An 18,235-nucleotide genomic window follows, 5' to 3' on the forward strand; every position below is an offset into this window, starting at 1 on the left:
CGGAGTCGATGAGGCAGAAGTTGCTGCAGATGTGCATCGCGATCCCTGGCCTCTCCTACTGCCAGCTGATCGCCCGTCAGCCGGATCGGCCCTTAGAGAACGCCTTAGCCGCAGCCTGAGCGAAGGCTGGATGCGAGAGGGTGGAAGCGAGAGGATAGTTTGACGAGAGGGGGCGGAGGATGAATATGACTGTCGGATTTCGCTCGTGGAACATTATTCGCATACTTCCGCGTTAAACAGTGCAAGTGTTGACAGGGTTGGATGGTTTGACATTGGATTGAAGTAGAAGTTACGGTATATTCGTTTTTGTTTTTGTTCTTCCTCTTCCTCACAGCAGCATGCCAAGGTACCGGCGAAAATCCACAAACAATCCTACCGACAGCAAACCTGTAATAGGAGAGATGTATTGAATTGTAGATTAGCTTTCGAGTGAATAGGTCGGGCAGCGTATTTACCTTCTGTTTTGTCTTTTTTGCGTTCCCTGATCAAACGGGATAATGGTGCAAGGCTTGAGGTTGGTAAGTAGTTGACAAGTAGTTGGCAAGTATCTAACAGACAAAGCCCCTGCCGCGCTCATTGGACAAGTAACTCGCATCCAGTGAACATTTCGGCAGGGGCGCTTTTAATCATAGATATGAAATCATGAGTTCCTTATTTATCTTTCAATATGCTCGACAAACCAGCGCACGATATGGCTGAGACGTCTGACGCGCAGGTATGGATGACCGCTTCGGGACAGATTGTGGTCCGCTCCCGGGAAGCGGATCAGCTGGGTGTCCTTGCCCAGACGCTTCAGGGCTGTGAATAGCTGCTCGGCCTGCTCGATCGGACAGCGCAGGTCTTGCTCCCCGTGCAGGATGAGCAGCGGGGTCTTGATTTCCTTGACGTAGGCGAGCGGAGAATGCTTCCACAACTTCTCCAGATCGTCCCAAGGGTTGCCCCAAATTTGGTCTTCGGTAAAGTTGTAGCCGATGTCGCTGACCCCATAGAAGGAAATCCAGTTCGAGATCGAGCGCTGAGTTACTGCAGCTTTGAAGCGATCTGTATGGCCTACGATCCAGTTCGTCATGAAGCCGCCGTAGCTGCCGCCGGTTACGCCAAGGCGTGAAGCGTCCACGAAGGAGTAGGTGTTCAGTACATAATCGACGGCTTCCATCAGATCATGGTAATCCCGGCCACCGTAGTCGCCGCGTACGGTATTGACATGAACCTGCCCATAGCCGTGCCCGCCGCGCGGGTTGGTGTAGATTACCGCATAGCCTGCAGCCGCAAGCAGCTGAAATTCATGCATGAATGTATGGGCATACATCGCTTGAGGACCGCCGTGGATCTCCAGTACGGCCGGCACCTTGCTGCCCTCCGTGAACTCGGTCGGTTTCATCATCCAGCCTTGGATCGTCCAGCCGTCCCCGGTCTGGAACGTGAACACCTCCGGCTCGCTTAAATTCAGCTCGTTCCACAGTTCCTCGTTGCAGTTGGTCAGCCGCTGCTCCTGCTTAAGGGATGCACTATATGCGAACAAGTCGCCTGGCTGCAGCGGGTCAGCCGCCGCAAACACAATATTCTCCTCCGGCGTCAAGGCGAACTGATAGATTTCACGTTCGCCGCCGAGCACAAGCTCATACGAGGAGCCATCCAGAGCGAACCGGCCGATGTGGACACCGCCATCCTGGTTAAGCTGGAGGTATACCGATGTGCCATCCTTGCTGAACAGTGGAGGCGTGCCTGCACTGGCTCTCATATCACTGACCGCAGCATGTCCGAGCTGCACATCCATATCGGTGTACAGCACCTGGTCTTGTCCGTCTGCGAGGGCAATGAGATGAATGCGCGCCAAGGTGGCGAATCCGCAGGAGAGATCGCTGGCAAGCATAAGCAGCGACTGTCCGTCCGGCGTATAAGCAACCGTGTAGATGGAATGCGTGCCTTCGGTCAGCTGGCGTACGGAGCCGTCCTGGACATTCAGGATGAACGCATCGTTCGTCAGGCGCAGATCCGGGTCCGGATATTGCTCGGACGAAATACTGGCAGTGTAAGCGACGCTGGAGCCATCAAGCGACCAGTCAAAGCTGCCCACCTGGAACTCGCCGGAAGTGATCTGCTTGCTTTCTTCCGTTGCCAGGTTAATAAGAAATAGATGAGCGCGGCGGCCATTCCACAGGCCGATGCCGTCGCCTTTATATTTAATCCGGTCGTAGATCGCCTCTTCAGGCAGCTTCTTGCTCCCGTTGTTTCCGTTATTTCCGTTGTTGTCGTTACTGTTATTCGCGTTGCTTGTGTTCTGGTCCTGGTCGGTGCCATCCGATTCGGATACCTCGCTTCGGACGAGCAGCTGCGTTCCATCCGGCGACCATTTAAAAGCGCTGACGCCGTATTTCAGATCGGTTACAGGGCGCGCTTCCCCGCCGTCAGCAGGGATCGTCCATACTTGTGGCTTGTCGCCTTTCTTCCGCAGGAAGGCAAGCTGAGATCCGTCTGGGGACCAGGCAGGCGAGGAGTCATTCTCGCCGGAAGTGAAAGGAGTATCCTTATGGTTATCCGGGTGAAGCAGGCGAATATGGGAGGTATAGCCGTCAATCTCCTTCTTGACCGATTTATGTACATAAGCAATCGCTCCACTAGCGGGAGAGACGACGGGGTCGTTAACCCAGTGCATCCGATACAAGTCTTCTGGGGTGATCAGTCGTTTCGCAGTCATAAGGGTTCCTCCTAATCTTGGTTAAGGTTAAATCTCATTATGCTAGATTATGGTACGAAAATCCAGAGAAAAGTGCAGGGGTAAACGATCGCTTGTTCATTATGTCTATCATCATGCTTACATATTACGGGATATCAGAATTTAGGCTGTAAGAAATTCAGCAGATTAATTATCAAGGGGTCAATTATTACAAAGATCTAATCTTACGGTGCGGGCATCGAATCAGGGTCTGTTATTTTCTCCGAGAGAGCGCAGTCGTTCCATCTATTTGTTATAATTGAGATAGACTCTCAATTAGGAGTACAATGGAACCATGATCATAGAGGAGGAATCGGAAGATGAACGTTAGTGAAGCGATCCGCACGCGTCGGAGTATTGGTAAAGTCAAGCCCGACCAAGTGCCTCAAGAGATGATAGAACAAATTGTGGAAGCCGGAACATGGGCACCGAACCACAAGCTTACGGAGCCTTGGAAGTTTTATGTCATGCAAGGGGAAGGACGCGATATTCTGGGCAATGCACTCGGCGATATTCAGGCCGCGAATGCCGGCGACACAAGCGAAGCAGCGATCGCGGCCGCTAGGGAGTCGGGACGCATTAAGGCTTACCGGGCACCGGTTGTCATCGGTGTGGCAGTCCAGCCGTCGAAGGATCCGAAGGTGATTGAGTTGGAGGAATATGGCGCGGTGTTTGCCGCTATCCAGAACATGCTGCTTGAAATCCATGCACTTGGACTCGCAGCGGTATGGAGAACAGGGGAGCCTTGCTTCCATGAGCTGATGAACAAGGCATTCGGGCTGCAGCCGGATGACAAGCTGCTGGGCTTCCTCTACCTCGGCTATCCTGACATGGAGCCGAAGCCGGGGCGCAGACAAAGCGCCGCCAGCAAAACGGTGTGGCTGAACAGCACGGCGGATCTGTAATCCGTCTATCCTTAGCGGCTGCTTTTCGGTATAATAAACCCTAAGTTTTGCCGGAAGGCATCCGCCTTGTTGGCAACAGACATACCAAGGGGAGTGTAGTTTGTGAAGCTTCGATTCAACGAGTGGGACCTCGGGGGCAAGTTCATATTTATTGCGTCCGGCATAGCGCTGATTTCCTTGTTCTTTAATTGGCTGGACATTGGGATCGCGACGGAGAACGGCTTTGCTCAAGGAGGCGTGTTCTTTTTTCTGTGCTTTATCTATCCGCTTGTGCAGGTGCTGCGTGACAAGCCATTAAATAAACTGGTCGGATATATACTTGCCCTTCTAGCCGTCATCTTCACGGCCATGTTTGTTAATTCCAAGACGGTTGATTTCTTCGGAGAGACCGTCAGGGGAGCCGGGGCAGGACCGTACCTGTTTATGGTGGCGTGCGGGCTTTTGACTTTCGGGATATTCAGACGCAGACTGTAGCCTGCAGGGAGCCGTGTTGGCTTGCTTGTATCGGTTTGGAATGTATATCATGTCAACTTGAGCGGAATAATAGGAATTTGATATACTTGAGGAGGCGGCTTTCGTGCCGCCTTTCTTGAGATTTACATAAACCAGGAGGGATTTTCAGAATGGCCAATCAACCATTTACTGCCGGACCTACGCTGAATGACGGGGTGGCTATGCCATGGCTGGGTCTTGGCGTATGGAAGACCAAAGAGGGAGAAGAGGTAATCCATGCCGTCAAATCGGCAATTGCTGCCGGATACCGCAGTATCGATACAGCTGCCATCTACGGAAATGAAGAAGGCGTAGGACAAGCCATTCGGGAATCCGGTGTTTCCCGGGATGAGCTGTTCATCACCACGAAGGTGTGGAACGAAGACCAGGGTTACGACAAGACGCTGAAGGCCTTCGAGACCAGCCGCAAGAAGCTGGGGCTGGATGTGATTGATCTGTACCTCATTCACTGGCCTGGCAAGGATAAATATAAGGAAACATGGAAGGCGCTGATCCACCTGCAACAAGAAGGCTACGTCCGTTCTATCGGCGTCAGCAACTTCCATGTTCATCACCTGCAAGATATTATTGAGGATTCCGGCGTCGTTCCGGTGGTGAACCAGGTGGAACTGCATCCGCTGCTTTCCCAGAAGGAACTGCTGCAGTATGCCAAGGAGAACAACATTGTGCTTGAGGCGTGGAGCCCGCTCATGCAGGGCAACCTGGATCAGCCGGTGCTGGCTGAGATCGCCCAGAAGTACAACAAGACCATCGCTCAGGTCATCCTGCGCTGGGACATTCAGAACGGCATCATCGTCATTCCGAAATCGATCAAAGAGCATCGGATTCGGGAAAATGCTGACATTTTCGATTTTGAACTGTCCGCAGAAGATATGGCCCGAATTGACAGCCTGAACGAGAACAAGCGCTTTGGTCCGAATCCGAGCGAATTCCTGTTCTAATTGAAGACCATCGATGTATAGAAAAAAGCGAGCGCAACCTGATGTCAGGTCACGCTCGCTTTTCTATTATAAGGGACGTGCACCGTTCTACATTGATCAGGGGATGCGGCTTTGCCAGCCCCTCGGTTTAATTCGGGGCCTGCTTGGCTTTACGCTGCACCGTGACCCGCTCGCCGCCCATCATCAGAATGAAGACGAGCGCCAGAACTGCCGGTACAAGGGCCCACATAAACGTATCCGCAATCGAGCCGGCGAGCGAGGTGACAATTTGCTGGCGGATGTCCGGCGGAATCGTCGCCATCACTTCCGGCGTAAGCACGTCATCGGCGCTGACGTTAAGCCCTTCCGGCCAGCTGCCAGCGGCGGCTGCATCGGCCATTGTCCCGCTCAGGATGTTGCGCTGAATGATGCCGAAGACGGTGATGCCAACCGTCATCCCAAGCGAGCGCAGGAACGAGTTCGCCGATGTGGCTGCACCGCGCTGCCGGGCATCGAAGTTATGGATGGCGGCCATGCTCAGGACAGAGAACGAGAAGCCGACGCCGAAGCCGGTCAGCACCATATAGGCGGTGAGCAGCAGTCTCGGCGTTTCCGGTCCGATGGTGCTGAGGCAGAATATGCCGGCAATAAAGCAGGCCACCGACAGGAGCATAATGCTCCGGAACGGGATTCGGGTGGCCAGCAGGCCGCCTCCCTGGCTTCCGGCCACGCTGCCCAGCATCATCGGCATCAGGATGAGTCCGGCATTGGTGGCTGAGCCGCCATAGACGCCGGAGACGAAGATCGGGATGTAGATGGTAGCCACGATAAAGGCTGCACCGTAACATAAGGCGACCAGGTTGCTGGAAGCGAACAGCCGCTTGCGGAACATCTCGAAGGAAATGATCGGTTCGCTGGCGCGGGTCTCGGCAAACAGAAACACAAGGAACAGGAGCACGAACCCGGCGAACAGGCCTATAATTTGCGGAGAATCCCATGCAAACGTGTGGCCGCCGAGCTCCAGCCCGAACATCAGGCAGACGACAGCGCCGACAAGCGTGGTAGCCCCAGTCCAGTCAATGCGCAGCTTCCGTTTCGAGACCGTCTCCTTGTATGCGGTCAGAATCAGGATGAAAGAGATGATCCCGATCGGCACATTGACGTAAAAAATCCACTCCCAGCCAATGCTGTCGGTAATAAACGCGCCGAGCAGCGGCCCCATAATGCTGGAGGTGCCGAAGACGGCGCCGAGCAGGCCGGTCATCTTCCCGCGCTTCTCTGGCGGAAACAGGTCGAATACAATCGTGAAGGCAATCGGCATGAGCGCTCCGCCCCCGATGCCCTGGATGGCGCGGAATATAATGAGCTGTGTCATACTCCCGGCCATTCCGCACAGCGCCGAACCGATCAGAAACACGATCAGCCCGAATATAAAGAATCGCTTCCGACCGTACATGTCGGATAGCTTGCCGAAGATCGGCGTTCCTGCCATCACGGCTACCATATACACAGATGTCACCCAGACGAACTGTTCAAAACCTTGCAGATCCCGAACGATGGTGGGCATGGCCGTCGCGACGATGGTATTGTCGATGGCGGCCATAAAAATACCAAGCAATAGCCCGGCAACGACAAGCTTAATATTGCTTTGCTGTGCATTCATGTAATGGATGCTCCTTTAATGTCTCAGGGTTGTATATTTCAAAACGTACATAACGTCACGATGTTTATATTGTAGTTCGATTAACAGATGTTGGCAAGGTGGGTTCCGAAGGGCAGCACAGCAAGCAGCTGGAGGCGGGAGGCCGTCGTAGAAGTAAAAAAGAACCCGCAGCCGAAGGAGCGGATTCTTGCATTGACTTCCTAGTACGGGCGGTTGACAATGTGCCCCCTCAACGCGCTCTTCAAGGCGCGGGAGCGGGCACGGGGGCACCCCGCATGGTGGCAGTCGTCAACCCGCCAACATTCGTCAGCCCATCAGCGACCAATGTTAGAGCTGCTATTCGGCAGTTCATCTGCGACCGGTGTTAGAGCTGCTATTCAGCAGTCCATCAGCGACCAATGTTAGAGCTGTTATTCGGCAGTCCATCTGCGCCGATGTAAGAGCTGCTATTCAGCAGTTCATCTCTGGCGTCCGGTGCTGACCACTTTCAGCCAACCGTTGATCTTGAATGCTTGCCCAGCAGTCTATGTGCGATCAGTTGGCGTTTAACTACTGCTCAGCAGTTCATCTGCGGTGAGCTGGGATCAAGCTGCATAAATTCGATCCGGTTGCCGTCCGGGTCCTTGGCCCAGCATTGCCAATTGTGATCCTTTCCCTTCACCGGCTCCACATCCAGCTTCACGCCATGGCGCCGCAGGTGTTCTGCCGTCTCATGGATATCCTCCACCTCCAGGCACAAGTGCGAGAAACCGACCGGGCGAGGAGGGGCGGCTGGTTTGTCGCGTCCGCCGTAAAACAGCTCCACAAACTGTCCTTCCGTCACCTTAATATACTCAATCCATGGATTGCCTTGATCATCCCGAATATCGAAGGCCCGGGTGAACCCCAGCACATCACAGTAAAAATGCAGCGACTGCTCCATATCGGCCACATCAAAGGCCAGGTGCGCAATTTGCTTGATCTTCATCCTATATCCCCTCCCAAAGGTAAACGCTAGGGCTGTTTACACCATCATCGGCATATCCCTGCTTCCTATTGTACCTTTAACTGTATCCGCTTCCAATACATTTTGACAACCGCCTCTAGTGACAACGTCAATCCCTGGAGGTTGCTCGCCGTTAGCATTGTTTTGGCCGGTTTGCACTTTTTTGAGCGGACCCTGCGCGGCGGCATTTTCTGCGAATAGCAAGAAAGTCCAATTGCCGGAAAATGCCTGCTGACCCATAATAAAATCTACATCAGAACAACAACCAGCGCTTTTAGAATACGGAGGTGAATGAGGTGAATCAAGCCGCAGCGCCGAAGGCCGCTGTGAACGGGGAGCGCTTTAAGACAAGCAAGGGGCCGGGCACGCCCCGGGGGGTGAAGCTACGACGGCTGAGAAGGGATAAATGGCTGTACATTTTGCTAATTCCCGGCCTGCTGTACTTCCTGATATTCAAATATGTGCCGATGTGGGGCGTGCTGCTGGCCTTCAAGGATTATCAGCCCTTTGTCGGGTTCTGGAACAGCCCTTGGGTAGGCTTCGAGCATTTCCGGGTGTTCTTTCAAAATCCGGACTTCTATATGCTGCTGCGCAACACGCTGATCCTGTCCTTGTACAATCTTGTGTTTTTCTTTCCTGCCCCGATCATCCTGGCGATTCTTCTGAACGAAATCCGGCGTTCCTTTTACAAAAGAGCGATCCAGACGATGCTGTATGTTCCGCATTTTATCTCGATGGTTATCGTGGCCAGCCTCACCTATGTGCTGCTGACCACCGAAGGCGGCGTCATCAACGAATTGTTGTATGCGTTTACAGGGAGGAAGATCGAATTTCTGTCCGATCCGGACTGGTTCCGGCCGCTGATCATTATCCAGACGATCTGGAAGGAGAGCGGATGGGGAACGATCATCTTCCTGGCGGCGCTGGCGGGCGTCGATATGGAGCAGTACGAAGCGGCGATTGTGGACGGAGCGAACCGCTGGAGGCAGATATGGCATATTACGCTGCCGGCGATCCGAAGCACGATTGTCATTTTGCTCATTTTGCGGATGGGCTCCATTCTCGATAACGGGTTTGAACAGATCTTCCTGATGATGAATGCGCTCAACCGTGAGGTCGCTGAAGTGTTTGACACCTATGTGTACACGCTTGGCATCACGCAAGGGGCGTTCAGCTACAGTACGGCGGTCGGCCTGTTTAAATCGGTGATCGGCGTCATTCTCGTGGTCGGCACCAACTGGCTGGCCAAAAAATTCGGCGAGTCTGGACTCTATTAGAAAGGAGGGAATGCGGTGACGAAGCATTACAGAACCGCGGGCGGCACCGTCTTCGATCTGCTTAACTACGTCTTCCTCGGCTTGTTCGGCCTGCTGGCGGTGCTTCCGTTTATTTTTGTCCTGTCCGGCTCCTTTGCCACTGATGCCGAAATTACCAAAAGAGCCGTGTTCCTGATTCCCTCCACCTTCTCCATGGATGCGTATCGATTCATCTTCTCCACAGACACGATCCTGCGCAGCATCGGGGTGTCGGTATATGTCACGGTGGTGGGAACGATCGTCAACCTGATCTTTACGGTGACGATGGCTTATCCGCTCGCCCGGCGAGGCTTGATGGGCCGCAATCTCATTCTCAACCTGGTCATCTTCACGATGCTGTTTGGCGGCGGAATGATACCGACGTATCTGGTCATTCGGGACTTGAATCTGCTCGACTCCTTGAACGCCTTAATTATTCCGGGCGCCATCAGTGCCTTTAACCTCATCATTGTCAAAAATTTCTTCCAGGAGCTTCCGCCGGGGCTGGAGGAGGCCGCCCGGATTGACGGCTGCAACGAGCTGGGGCTGCTGTGGAGAATCGTGCTTCCGCTCTCGAAGCCCGTGCTTGCGACCTTTACGCTGTTTTACGCGGTGGGCCACTGGAACAACTTCTTCTCGGCGCTGCTCTATATCAATGATCCGGAGAAATGGCCGCTGCAGGTCATGCTTCGCCAGATTGTCATGCTGTCCCAGTCGGCCGGGGACATCACGTCGATGGACCCGAGCTTTGTGCCGCCGCCGGAGCAGTCGGTCAAGATGGCGGTCATCGTGGTTGGTACGCTGCCGATCCTGTGTGTGTATCCGTTCTTGCAGAAGCATTTTGCCAAAGGGGTGCTGCTCGGGTCGATCAAGGGCTAGCGTATTGCAGCTCAGCGTCTTCATCAATTCAGCTTGAGGGAACTGCACCGGTCCTGTCCGTGCCCTGCCCCGGCCTTATGGCTGCGAGTGCCGGAACAGCTGTCGGTGTAACTATATCCAACTTTTTCCGAAATAAGAAGGAGGTATCAAGGACAAGTGAAGCAACGATGGAACAGAAGAAGCTGGCTGGCCATGCTGCTGGCCATGGTCCTGCTGCTGGTGGCCGGATGCGGCGGATCAGCGCCTGCGGCGACCGAAACCCCGGGCTCCGCGAACGAGCCTACGCCGAATGAAGGTGAGCAGACGGAGGAACCGCTGAACCTGACGATCATGCTTCCGATCTTCAAGACGAATTATCCCAAGGACGGAAGCCCGGTCGTAGCAGAGCTTGAACAGCGGACCAACACCCGCATTCATCTGGAATGGGTGCCGAATGCATCCTATACTGACAAGTTTAATATTACGCTGGCCTCAGGCAAGCTGCCGACCATTATGTACGTTCCGGATGCTAAGGCATCCAGCTTTGTCAGCGCGGCCAAATCCGGAGCCTTCTGGGAAGTGGGGCCTTATCTGAAGGATTACCCGAACCTGAGCCAGGCCAATGAAGTCATTCTCCGAAACTCCTCGATTGAAGGGAAGAATTACGGCATCTACCGCGGCCGCGTGCTGGGCCGTAACGGGGTGGTGTTCCGCAAGGACTGGCTGGAGAATGTCGGGCTTGAGCCGCCGCAAACGATCGATGACTTCTATAATGTGCTGAAGGCTTTTAAGGAACAAGACCCTGACGGAAATGGCAAGGACGACACGTACGGCATGGTGCTGGTCAAATGGACCGGTCAATGGGCCAGCGGCTTCGATATTATGAAGCTGTGGTTCGGTGTCCCGAACAAATGGGGTCTTCAGGACGGCAAGCTTATGCCGGAGCATGAATTCCCGGAGTATGTGGAAGCGCTTCAATTCATGAAGAAGCTGTATGACGAGAAGCTGATTAATGCGGATTTTGCCGTGATGGACAGCGCCAAGTGGAATGATCCGGTTGTAAACGGCACGGCCGGGGTCATTGTCGACGTCGTGGATACTGCGGCCCGGATTGATGACCGAATCAAGGCCGCGGCTGCCCAGGAAGGAAAGGAGCTTCCGGAAGGCGAGCACTACATGGATGTAGTGGGCGCTGTTGCCGGAAACGATGGACAGCTGCGCACACTGCCAACCTCCGGGTTCGCCGGCATGCTGGCCATCCCGAAATCGACGGTCAAGAGCGAGGAGGAGTTCAAGCGGGTGCTGGCCTTCCTGGACCAGCTGAATGAGCCGGAGCTGCAGACCTTGCTCGGCTTCGGCCTGGAAGGGACGCACTACACGCTGGAGGGCGAGCATGTTGTGCCGGTTAAGGATACGGTGCTGCTGGAATCGGAGGTGGAGGGGCTGAACCAGATGCTGACCTTTATACCGATGGACCAGGGGCGGAAGGTGAAGCAGACACCGCTTCGGATTAAGCAGGAGGAAGTGCAGAGGGCTAACGAGGAGTTCATTGTCAGCAATCCGGCCGAGCCGTTCATCTCCACCGTATACACGCAGAAGGGCGCGCAGCTTGATAACATCATCAATGATGCCCGGATCAAGTATATCGTCGGACAGATCGATGAGGCCGGGCTGCAATCGGCATTCCAAGTATGGCGCAACACCGGCGGAAGCGAGCTGATTGAGGAGATGAACGAGCTGTACAGTCAGGCCGCGCCTTAACCAATATTCCTAAATATACACCCATTCATAGCTGCATCAGGCAGGGCAGCTGGTCTGCCTCGCAGCCAGCCAGGTGCAGGGGCCTTTCCCTGTTGCAGCCTGAGCCATCGATATCGCTGAATCATGACGGTACGGAAGAGCCTTCTTTCTGTACCGTCATTTCTCGGTTCCCTGAACAAATCTCTGATTAAAACTCTGATTAAATCTCCGGACAAATCTCCGATCAAACAAAAAAAGAAGCGGAAAAAACCTTGTATTTCAAATTGAATGCGTTTACATTCTAATTATGCAATAGAAGGAAAAGTCGGTGATTATTGGTTAGGATGATAGAAGTCCTCAAAAAATCATTTCGGTTGGTGAGAGCATGCGAATCCTGAGCCTGCAGCAGTTGAAGCCCCGCCGGCTGTTCCATCGCGGGGGAAAATATTATCGCAGCAGCCTGATCATGATGCTCGTGGTCTCTGCCATCCCGGGGCTGATTACGGCCGGGCTGCTGTATTGGATGGCGGGAGGGCGCCTCGAAGCGGAGCTGCTCAAGATGCATCATGACCAGATTGAACAGCGGGCGGCCAACATTAATGAACAGCTCTCGAATCTGGAACTGATGCTGGCGCACTGGGCGTTTGATCCCAAGTTTGATTACAGCCTCAGCGGTCTTGATTTCAAGCTAGCCTTCGAACGGTCGCGGGACATTACGAAGACGCTGCTGGTCATGCAGGGCTCCAATACGATGGTGAAGCAAGTGGAGCTGTATCTGGCCGAGGAGCAGCCGATTCTGTTCAATCCCGAGTACGGGGAGATCGCCTTGGGCGAGCTTAGTCGCCAATACGGCAGGCTGCTGGAGAGTGAGCAGAGCATGTACTGGACCGAGTGGGTATTTGACCCGAAGCGTCCGGCGGTGAAGGAGCTGACGCTGGTCCATCATATCCCCGGCGGAAGCCAGCAGCCGTTCGGCGCGCTGCTGATACGCATGGACCCGCAGAAGGTTGCAGCCATGCTGCGGACGATGACGCCGTACAATGACGGCGAGACGTTCCTGGTGGAGACCGGGGGCGAGCTGTTCGCCTCGGCCAGCGGCAGCGGCAGCGATGGGGCGCTGGTGACGGCGCTGCGAAGCAGCATCGCGGCGCGGGAGGCGGGGAGCAGGACATCCTTCTTCATGAACTGGGACGGCGCGACGTATACGGTAACCTACGGCTCGTTCTCCCGGATTGCGGCGGACTGGAACTATGTGTCGGCCGCGCCGATCAGCAGCATTACGATGCCGGTTGTGTTCATATCGAAGCTGATCTTCGCCGTCAGCGCCAGCGCCCTGATCGTGGCCGGCATTCTGTCCTGGCTGGCTTCCCGCAAAATGTACTCCCCGGTAAGAAGACTGCTGCAGCAGCTGCTGCCTGAGCAGATGAACGCCGGCGGCCGGGACGACGAATTCACGCTGATCGAGCGGCAGTGGCAGCATCTGCACTGGGAGAGCCATGACCTGCAGCGGAAGCTGACCGAACAGCTGCCGCATGTGAAGGAGAGCTTCTTGCACCAGCTGCTGCTCGGATATCTGTCCGCCTATTCGGAGCAGGAGCTGCGCAGCCGGATGGCGCATTTCAAATGGACGCTGGATGACCACTGTCTGGTGGTGATGTATATACAGCTGTCCGGAATGACCCGGCTGGACGGCAAGTTCCAGACCGGAGACGAGGGGCTCGTCTCCTACGCATCCGCGAATATCGTCCGCGAGCTGGCAGAGCAGCAGTTCGGCCAATCGGACGTGATCAACTTTCATGACCTTACAGCCGGTCTATTGCTCATTCTTCCGAGCGGCCCGCCCATCCGGGAGAAGGTGCTTCGCTTCGGCGGGGAGCTGACGGATACGATCAACCGCATACTGAGGCTGAGAGTTACCGCCGCCTTTAGCCCGCCCGTGACCCGGGTCAGCGAGATTCCGCTCGTATTCGAGGCCGCGCAGCAGGCGGCAAGCCATCGGCTGTTCGGGAGCGACAATCAGCTGATCGACATGAGCGAGCTGGACCGGGACGGGGTTTACGATACCGAGCCGCGGTATTCCTTCACGCTGGAGCGGGAGCTGATCCAGGCGCTGCGGACAGGGCAGCGGGAGGAGGCCTTCCGGATTCTGGACGAATTTCTGGCCGTTCTTGGAGCGGGCGGTGCGAAAGCGATGGAGGTGCAGCAGGGCATGCTGCATCTACTGGGCAGCGTTCAGCATGCGATGATGGTGTCCGGGATTCAGCCGGGCAGACTGTTCAAGGGCGTCAACATGTACGAGGCGCTGTCGGAAATCCGGGAGCCCGAGCTGATCGGAAGCTGGTTCCGGGAGAAGGTGGTGTCTCCGTATATGCAGGAGCTGGCCGACCGGGCAGACGGCGGCGTCAAGATGCTCATCGAACAGGCGATGATTTACATGCAGCAGCACTATATGCAGGATATTTCGCTGGACAGCTGTGCCGATCATATCGGGACGAACCCGTTCTTCCTGAGCAAAGCCTTCAAGCAGGTGACCGGCAAGAACTTCATCGATTATTTGACCGGACTGCGGATGGACAAAGCGAAGGAGCTGCTTCGGGACACGGGGATGCGCATATGCGACGTGGCCGGGCAGGTGGGGTATCAGCACAGCTATTTTAACCGGATATTCAAAAAACAAGAGGGCATCACCCCGACCCAATACCGGGAGCTGAGCCAGTATGACGGTATGTCCTCTCCATAGATTGCAGCGATGGCCGGCACATAGCGCCGGTTATTTTTTTGTCCGGAGTCAGGCTGAACGATCCCGAAATCCACCGGACAATAATGTCCAAAGCGGATAAAAATGTGCAAGCAAAGGGCCGCACCGCACGGCGGTATGCGCAAGAAAGTCCAATTGCCTGCAAGCCCGGGGCCTTCTACACTGGGGGTACGACTCTGAGACGGGAGATGATAGGGATGAAGGCACGAATGGTTTCGCCAGTATCCATCGATCTGCGTTGGCTGACACAGCCGGGGGTGGCGACCGGTGTAACATGGGGAGTTCCATGGAAAAAAGGGGAGTTGTCTAAGCAGCAGCTTGCACTCCTGCAGCTGGAGGAGGCGTCCGGCGAGCCCGAGCGGCATCAGGTGCAGAGCTGGCCGGCTGCCTTCTGGCCTGACGGCAGCATCAAATGGTCGGCGCATGCAGCGGTATGCCAGCGCCCGGCTCCCTCCGGCTACAGGCTGGCCTTGGCTTCAGCGCCGGAAGGGGCCTTGGATAAGCCCGAGGCCGGCCGCCGGGGCGTGCTGGTGCGCGATACGCCGGAGGTATACATCGTCGATACCGGGGTGATCACCTGCCGCGTGCCTAAGCAGGGGCCGGGGATCATCGACCGCATCGTCCGGGAAGGCCGCGAAATCTGCAGCGGCGGGCGGCTTGTCGCGATCCGGGAGAAGGAGAGCGGCGTCACCGGGCTTATGACGCTGCAGCAGGAGCGCTTTGAAGGGGAGACGCTGCGGGCGAAGCTGGAGCAGGCAGGGCCCGTACGGGCGGTGATCAAGCTGGAGGGAAGGCATCGCTCCCGGAGCGGATCTCGCGCCTGGCTGCCGTATTCGCTGCGGCTGTATTTCTATGCTGGGCTGGACTCGATCCGGATGGTCCATACCTTTCACTATGACGGCAACCCGGCGGAGGATTATATTCGGGGGCTCGGGATGGTGTTTAGCGTCCCGATGCGAGGTGAACTGTACAATCGGCATATCCGGTTCGGCGGGGATACGGGGATATTCAGCGAGTCACCGAAGTCGCTCCATACCCGCCGTACCAAAGGCCGTTATCTGGCGTTGTATCGGGATCAGACGGCAGGGAGCATCGTGAGCTTCACGCCGGAGGACGATGCCTACTTCCTCGGGCTGCTGGATGATTCGGCGCAGTGGGACAGCTTCAGCCTAGTGCAAGCCTCCGCCGATCATTACCGGATCTCGAAGCGGACGCAAGCAGGCTGCAGTGCGGTGAAGGCAGCGGAAGGAAGGCGGGCATGCGGCATCGGGTATCTGGGCGGCGAAGGCGGGGGGCTATCGGTCGGGATGAAGGATTTCTGGCAGAAGCATCCGGCCGGGCTGGAAGTGGAAGCAGCAACGGTTCCGGCGGGTGGCAGCGCCCGCTTCACCGCCTGGTTCTGGTCGCCGGAAGCGCCGCGCATGGATCTGCGACATTACGATACGAAGACGCATGTGGAATCCGCCTATGAAGGGGCAGAGGAGCTGCGTGCCACGCCGTATGGGATTGCGAATACCCACGAGCTAATGCTGTGGTGCACGGCCGATACACCCGGGGAGGACGAGCTGCGGCGGATGGCCGAAGCGGCTGCGCGTCCGCCGCAGCTGGTATGCACCCCGGAGCATTATCACGATACCCGGGCTTTTGGGCCGTGGAGCCTGCCGGATCGCAGCACGCCGGTAAAGGCTTATCTGGAGGACCGGCTCGATGGCATTATCGCTTACTACCAGCGTGAGGTGGAGCAGCGCAGATGGTACGGCTTCTGGGATTATGGCGATTTCATGCACAGCTATGATCCGGTTCGGCATGTGTGGAATTACGATTTAGGGGGCTGTGCCTGGCAGAACACGGAGCTTGCGCCGAATATGTGGCTCTGGTACATGTTCCTCCGCTCCGGAAGGGAAGACGTGTTCCGGCTGGCAGAGGCGATGACGCGGCATACGAGCGAGGTGGACGTGTACCATTTTGGAGAATACGCCGGGCTTGGCTCCAGGCATAATGTGGTGCACTGGGGCTGTGGCTGCAAGGAAGCGAGAATTGCTATGGCAGGCCTGCACCGTTATTACTACTACCTGACGGCCGACGAGCGGATCGGCGATATCATGGACGAAGTCAGAGACGCGGATTACGCTACGGTCACGCTGGACCCGATGCGCGCTTATTTTCCCAAGGATGAATTCCCGACGCACATTCGGGTGGGGCCGGATTGGGCAGCGTTCAGCTCGAACTGGATGACCTGGTGGGAGCGGCATGGCGACACGGCTTACAGGAACAAAATCATAACCGGCATCAACAGCATCAAGCAGGCGAATTTCCGGCTACTGTCAGGCCCGACGTATGGTTACGATCCGAAGACGGGAGTGCTGACGGGCATGGGCGATGACAACTGGGGCCGCCATCTGGCGATCTGCATGGGCGGACCGCAGGTGTGGTTCGAGCTGGCCGAAATGCTGGAGGACCCGGAATGGGAGGATATGCTGGCTGAGTTCGGCGTATTCTACAACCTGCCATCCGAGGAGAAATCAGCGCTGACCAATGGCGTGATCACCGGCGAGCCGCTGCGGTTCGAGCACCCGGTGCTGAGCGTGGCCATCGCCGCTTACGGAGCCTATTACCGCAACCATGCCGCAACGGCGGCGCGCTGCTGGTCGATTCTGCTTGGCAATCCGTTCGGCCAGACCGATCTGAAAGAGAAGGAGCAGCTGGTAACCCATGTACGGGAGCTGCGGGAAATTGACTGGATGAATACGAACGAAGCCTCGCAGTGGTCGCTGAACACGATCATCAGCCTGGAGCTGATCGGCAATTCGCTGCCGGAGAAGCTGGAGGAAGCGGCGGCTTTGGCGGATCAGCTTAGCCGGGCATAAACGCAGCCGGTCGCATCAACCTGTGTGCCGCCCACTGCACCAGCATGGGGTATCACCGATCACACCGCATGCGTATCGCCGGTCGTTTCAACTTGTTAAGGGAGGCGGAGCTGCATGGATACCCCATACGAAACGGATCATTCATCATCTCAGGCACACCAAGCGGTACCTGACAATTGGAAGCTCCTGTATCATAATCCGCTCCAGTCTCCGGAGTGCATCGCTGGCTTCCGGATGGAGGGGGCGGGGGCGGTTACTTTTCCGCTGGGGAGGATGCGCCTGGAAAGTGTCCGTCAGGCGGAGGAAGGCCAGAAGGCTAACTTTGTATATTGGTGCCCGGAGGAGTTCCCGCCTGATATTGCTATTACATGGGAGTTTTGGCCGATCCGCGAGCCCGGGCTTGCTATTATGTTTCTGGCGGCTGTAGGCGCCGGGGGGCGGGATCTGTTCGATCCTGTACTGGCGCCAAGAACGGGAGTGTATGAGCAGTATCATCATGGAGAGATGCATGCGCTGCATATTTCCTATTTTCGGCGGCGGTGGCCGGAGGAGCGAAGCTTTCATACATGCAATCTCCGCAAAAGTTACGGCTTTCACCTCGTTGCCCAGGGGGCCGACCCGATCCCGGGCACGGCCGATGCCGCAGGGCCGTACCGGCTGCTGGCGCTCAAGCAAGGCGCACAGGTGACGTTCTCTGTTAACGGACTGCAGGTGTTCTCCTGGATGGATGACGGGGCCCGTTATGGCCCGCCGCTGGCGGGAGGGAGAGTCGGGTTCCGCCAGATGGCCCCGCTCATAGCGGAATACGCCAATCTGACAGTCTATGAGGTGACATAGAGGCATAGGGTAAGGGGAACTTGGCGTATTTGAGCGTTCAACGGTTTAAGTACTGCGGGTGCTTGAGAGGCATAACTTCTGGTCCCACGAACACACATGCGATTCATACAACGAATTCCAACGAATGAAGGAGGATGAGCTAGGTGAAGGAAGTCTACGAGATTGCCAAGGTGGATAT

At 56.1% G+C, this 18,235-nt stretch carries 13 protein-coding genes; 9 read left to right on the forward strand and 4 right to left on the reverse strand.

Annotated elements, in window-relative coordinates; genetic code table 11:
* Positions 1–655: 655 nt before the first annotated feature.
* On the reverse strand, positions 656–2,698 hold the full coding sequence (locus CHH75_RS20260) for an alpha/beta hydrolase family protein (RefSeq protein WP_095399045.1): 2,043 nt from the start codon (positions 2,696–2,698) through the stop codon (positions 656–658).
* 338 nt (positions 2,699–3,036) lie between these two features.
* On the opposite strand from CHH75_RS20260, the gene CHH75_RS20265 reads away from it, so the two are divergent.
* The 3 genes from CHH75_RS20265 (at position 3,037) to CHH75_RS20275 (ending at position 5,075) form a co-directional block, all read left to right on the forward strand.
* Entirely contained in the window at positions 3,037–3,621 is a 585-nt protein-coding gene (locus CHH75_RS20265) for a nitroreductase family protein (protein WP_095399046.1), read from the forward strand.
* A 102-nt stretch (positions 3,622–3,723) separates the two neighbouring features.
* Positions 3,724–4,095 (forward strand): hypothetical protein, encoded by a 372-nt coding sequence (locus CHH75_RS20270; RefSeq protein WP_095264556.1) that lies wholly within the window; start codon positions 3,724–3,726, stop codon positions 4,093–4,095.
* 149 nt (positions 4,096–4,244) lie between these two features.
* Positions 4,245–5,075 carry an aldo/keto reductase gene (locus CHH75_RS20275; RefSeq protein WP_095264557.1) on the forward strand — a complete coding sequence of 277 codons (831 nt, stop codon included), beginning with the start codon at positions 4,245–4,247 and terminating at the stop codon, positions 5,073–5,075.
* Positions 5,076–5,202: 127 nt separating this feature from the next.
* On the opposite strand, the gene CHH75_RS20280 is transcribed toward CHH75_RS20275, so the two are convergent.
* The 3 genes from CHH75_RS20280 to CHH75_RS20290 all read right to left on the reverse strand — a co-directional run bounded on the left by CHH75_RS20280 (position 5,203) and on the right by CHH75_RS20290 (position 7,942).
* On the reverse strand, positions 5,203–6,717 hold the full coding sequence (locus tag CHH75_RS20280) for an MDR family MFS transporter (RefSeq protein WP_095264558.1): 1,515 nt from the start codon (positions 6,715–6,717) through the stop codon (positions 5,203–5,205).
* A 556-nt stretch (positions 6,718–7,273) separates the two neighbouring features.
* Complete coding sequence (locus tag CHH75_RS20285) at positions 7,274–7,684, reverse strand: VOC family protein (RefSeq protein WP_095264559.1); 411 nt, start codon at positions 7,682–7,684, stop codon at positions 7,274–7,276.
* A gap of 36 nt (positions 7,685–7,720) precedes the next feature.
* Complete coding sequence (locus tag CHH75_RS20290; protein ID WP_095399047.1) at positions 7,721–7,942, reverse strand: hypothetical protein; 222 nt, start codon at positions 7,940–7,942, stop codon at positions 7,721–7,723.
* Between the two features lie 56 nt (positions 7,943–7,998).
* Between CHH75_RS20290 and CHH75_RS20295 the strand changes: the two genes are divergently transcribed.
* The 6 genes from CHH75_RS20295 to CHH75_RS20320 all read left to right on the forward strand — a co-directional run bounded on the left by CHH75_RS20295 (position 7,999) and on the right by CHH75_RS20320 (position 18,057).
* A complete protein-coding gene (locus tag CHH75_RS20295; RefSeq protein ID WP_413773590.1) occupies positions 7,999–8,979 on the forward strand; it encodes an ABC transporter permease in 981 nt (326 codons plus the stop codon).
* A 15-nt stretch (positions 8,980–8,994) separates the two neighbouring features.
* Positions 8,995–9,876, forward strand: coding sequence for a carbohydrate ABC transporter permease (locus CHH75_RS20300; RefSeq protein WP_095399048.1), 882 nt, complete (start codon positions 8,995–8,997; stop codon positions 9,874–9,876).
* Between the two features lie 192 nt (positions 9,877–10,068).
* Positions 10,069–11,616, forward strand: coding sequence for an extracellular solute-binding protein (locus CHH75_RS20305; RefSeq protein WP_095399069.1), 1,548 nt, complete (start codon positions 10,069–10,071; stop codon positions 11,614–11,616).
* A gap of 364 nt (positions 11,617–11,980) precedes the next feature.
* A complete protein-coding gene (locus tag CHH75_RS20310; RefSeq protein WP_095399049.1) occupies positions 11,981–14,335 on the forward strand; it encodes a cache domain-containing protein in 2,355 nt (784 codons plus the stop codon).
* A gap of 227 nt (positions 14,336–14,562) precedes the next feature.
* Positions 14,563–17,220: an exo-rhamnogalacturonan lyase family protein gene (locus CHH75_RS20315; RefSeq protein WP_095399070.1), complete on the forward strand. Its 2,658-nt coding sequence runs from the start codon at positions 14,563–14,565 to the stop codon at positions 17,218–17,220.
* Positions 17,221–17,334: 114 nt separating this feature from the next.
* Positions 17,335–18,057 (forward strand): DUF1961 family protein, encoded by a 723-nt coding sequence (locus tag CHH75_RS20320; RefSeq protein ID WP_095399050.1) that lies wholly within the window; start codon positions 17,335–17,337, stop codon positions 18,055–18,057.
* Positions 18,058–18,235 lie beyond the last annotated feature (178 nt).

This window comes from Paenibacillus sp. 7541, from assembly GCF_002276395.1.
GTDB lineage: Bacteria > Bacillota > Bacilli > Paenibacillales > Paenibacillaceae > Paenibacillus_AQ > Paenibacillus_AQ campinasensis.

What these genes read in the sequence shown, in the direction of transcription:
- CHH75_RS20320 (WP_095399050.1), top strand. Translation starts at nt 17,335, where the DNA reads ATGGATACCCCATACGAAACGGATCATTCATCATCTCAGGCACACCAA.
- CHH75_RS20305 (WP_095399069.1), top strand. Translation starts at nt 10,069, where the DNA reads ATGCTGCTGGCCATGGTCCTGCTGCTGGTGGCCGGATGCGGCGGATCA.
- CHH75_RS20310 (WP_095399049.1), top strand. Translation starts at nt 11,981, where the DNA reads ATGCGAATCCTGAGCCTGCAGCAGTTGAAGCCCCGCCGGCTGTTCCAT.
- CHH75_RS20265 (WP_095399046.1), top strand. Translation starts at nt 3,037, where the DNA reads ATGAACGTTAGTGAAGCGATCCGCACGCGTCGGAGTATTGGTAAAGTC.
- CHH75_RS20290 (WP_095399047.1), bottom strand. Translation starts at nt 7,942, where the DNA reads ATGGGTCAGCAGGCATTTTCCGGCAATTGGACTTTCTTGCTATTCGCA.
- CHH75_RS20285 (WP_095264559.1), bottom strand. Translation starts at nt 7,684, where the DNA reads ATGAAGATCAAGCAAATTGCGCACCTGGCCTTTGATGTGGCCGATATG.
- CHH75_RS20315 (WP_095399070.1), top strand. Translation starts at nt 14,563, where the DNA reads ATGGTTTCGCCAGTATCCATCGATCTGCGTTGGCTGACACAGCCGGGG.
- CHH75_RS20280 (WP_095264558.1), bottom strand. Translation starts at nt 6,717, where the DNA reads ATGAATGCACAGCAAAGCAATATTAAGCTTGTCGTTGCCGGGCTATTG.
- CHH75_RS20275 (WP_095264557.1), top strand. Translation starts at nt 4,245, where the DNA reads ATGGCCAATCAACCATTTACTGCCGGACCTACGCTGAATGACGGGGTG.
- CHH75_RS20260 (WP_095399045.1), bottom strand. Translation starts at nt 2,698, where the DNA reads ATGACTGCGAAACGACTGATCACCCCAGAAGACTTGTATCGGATGCAC.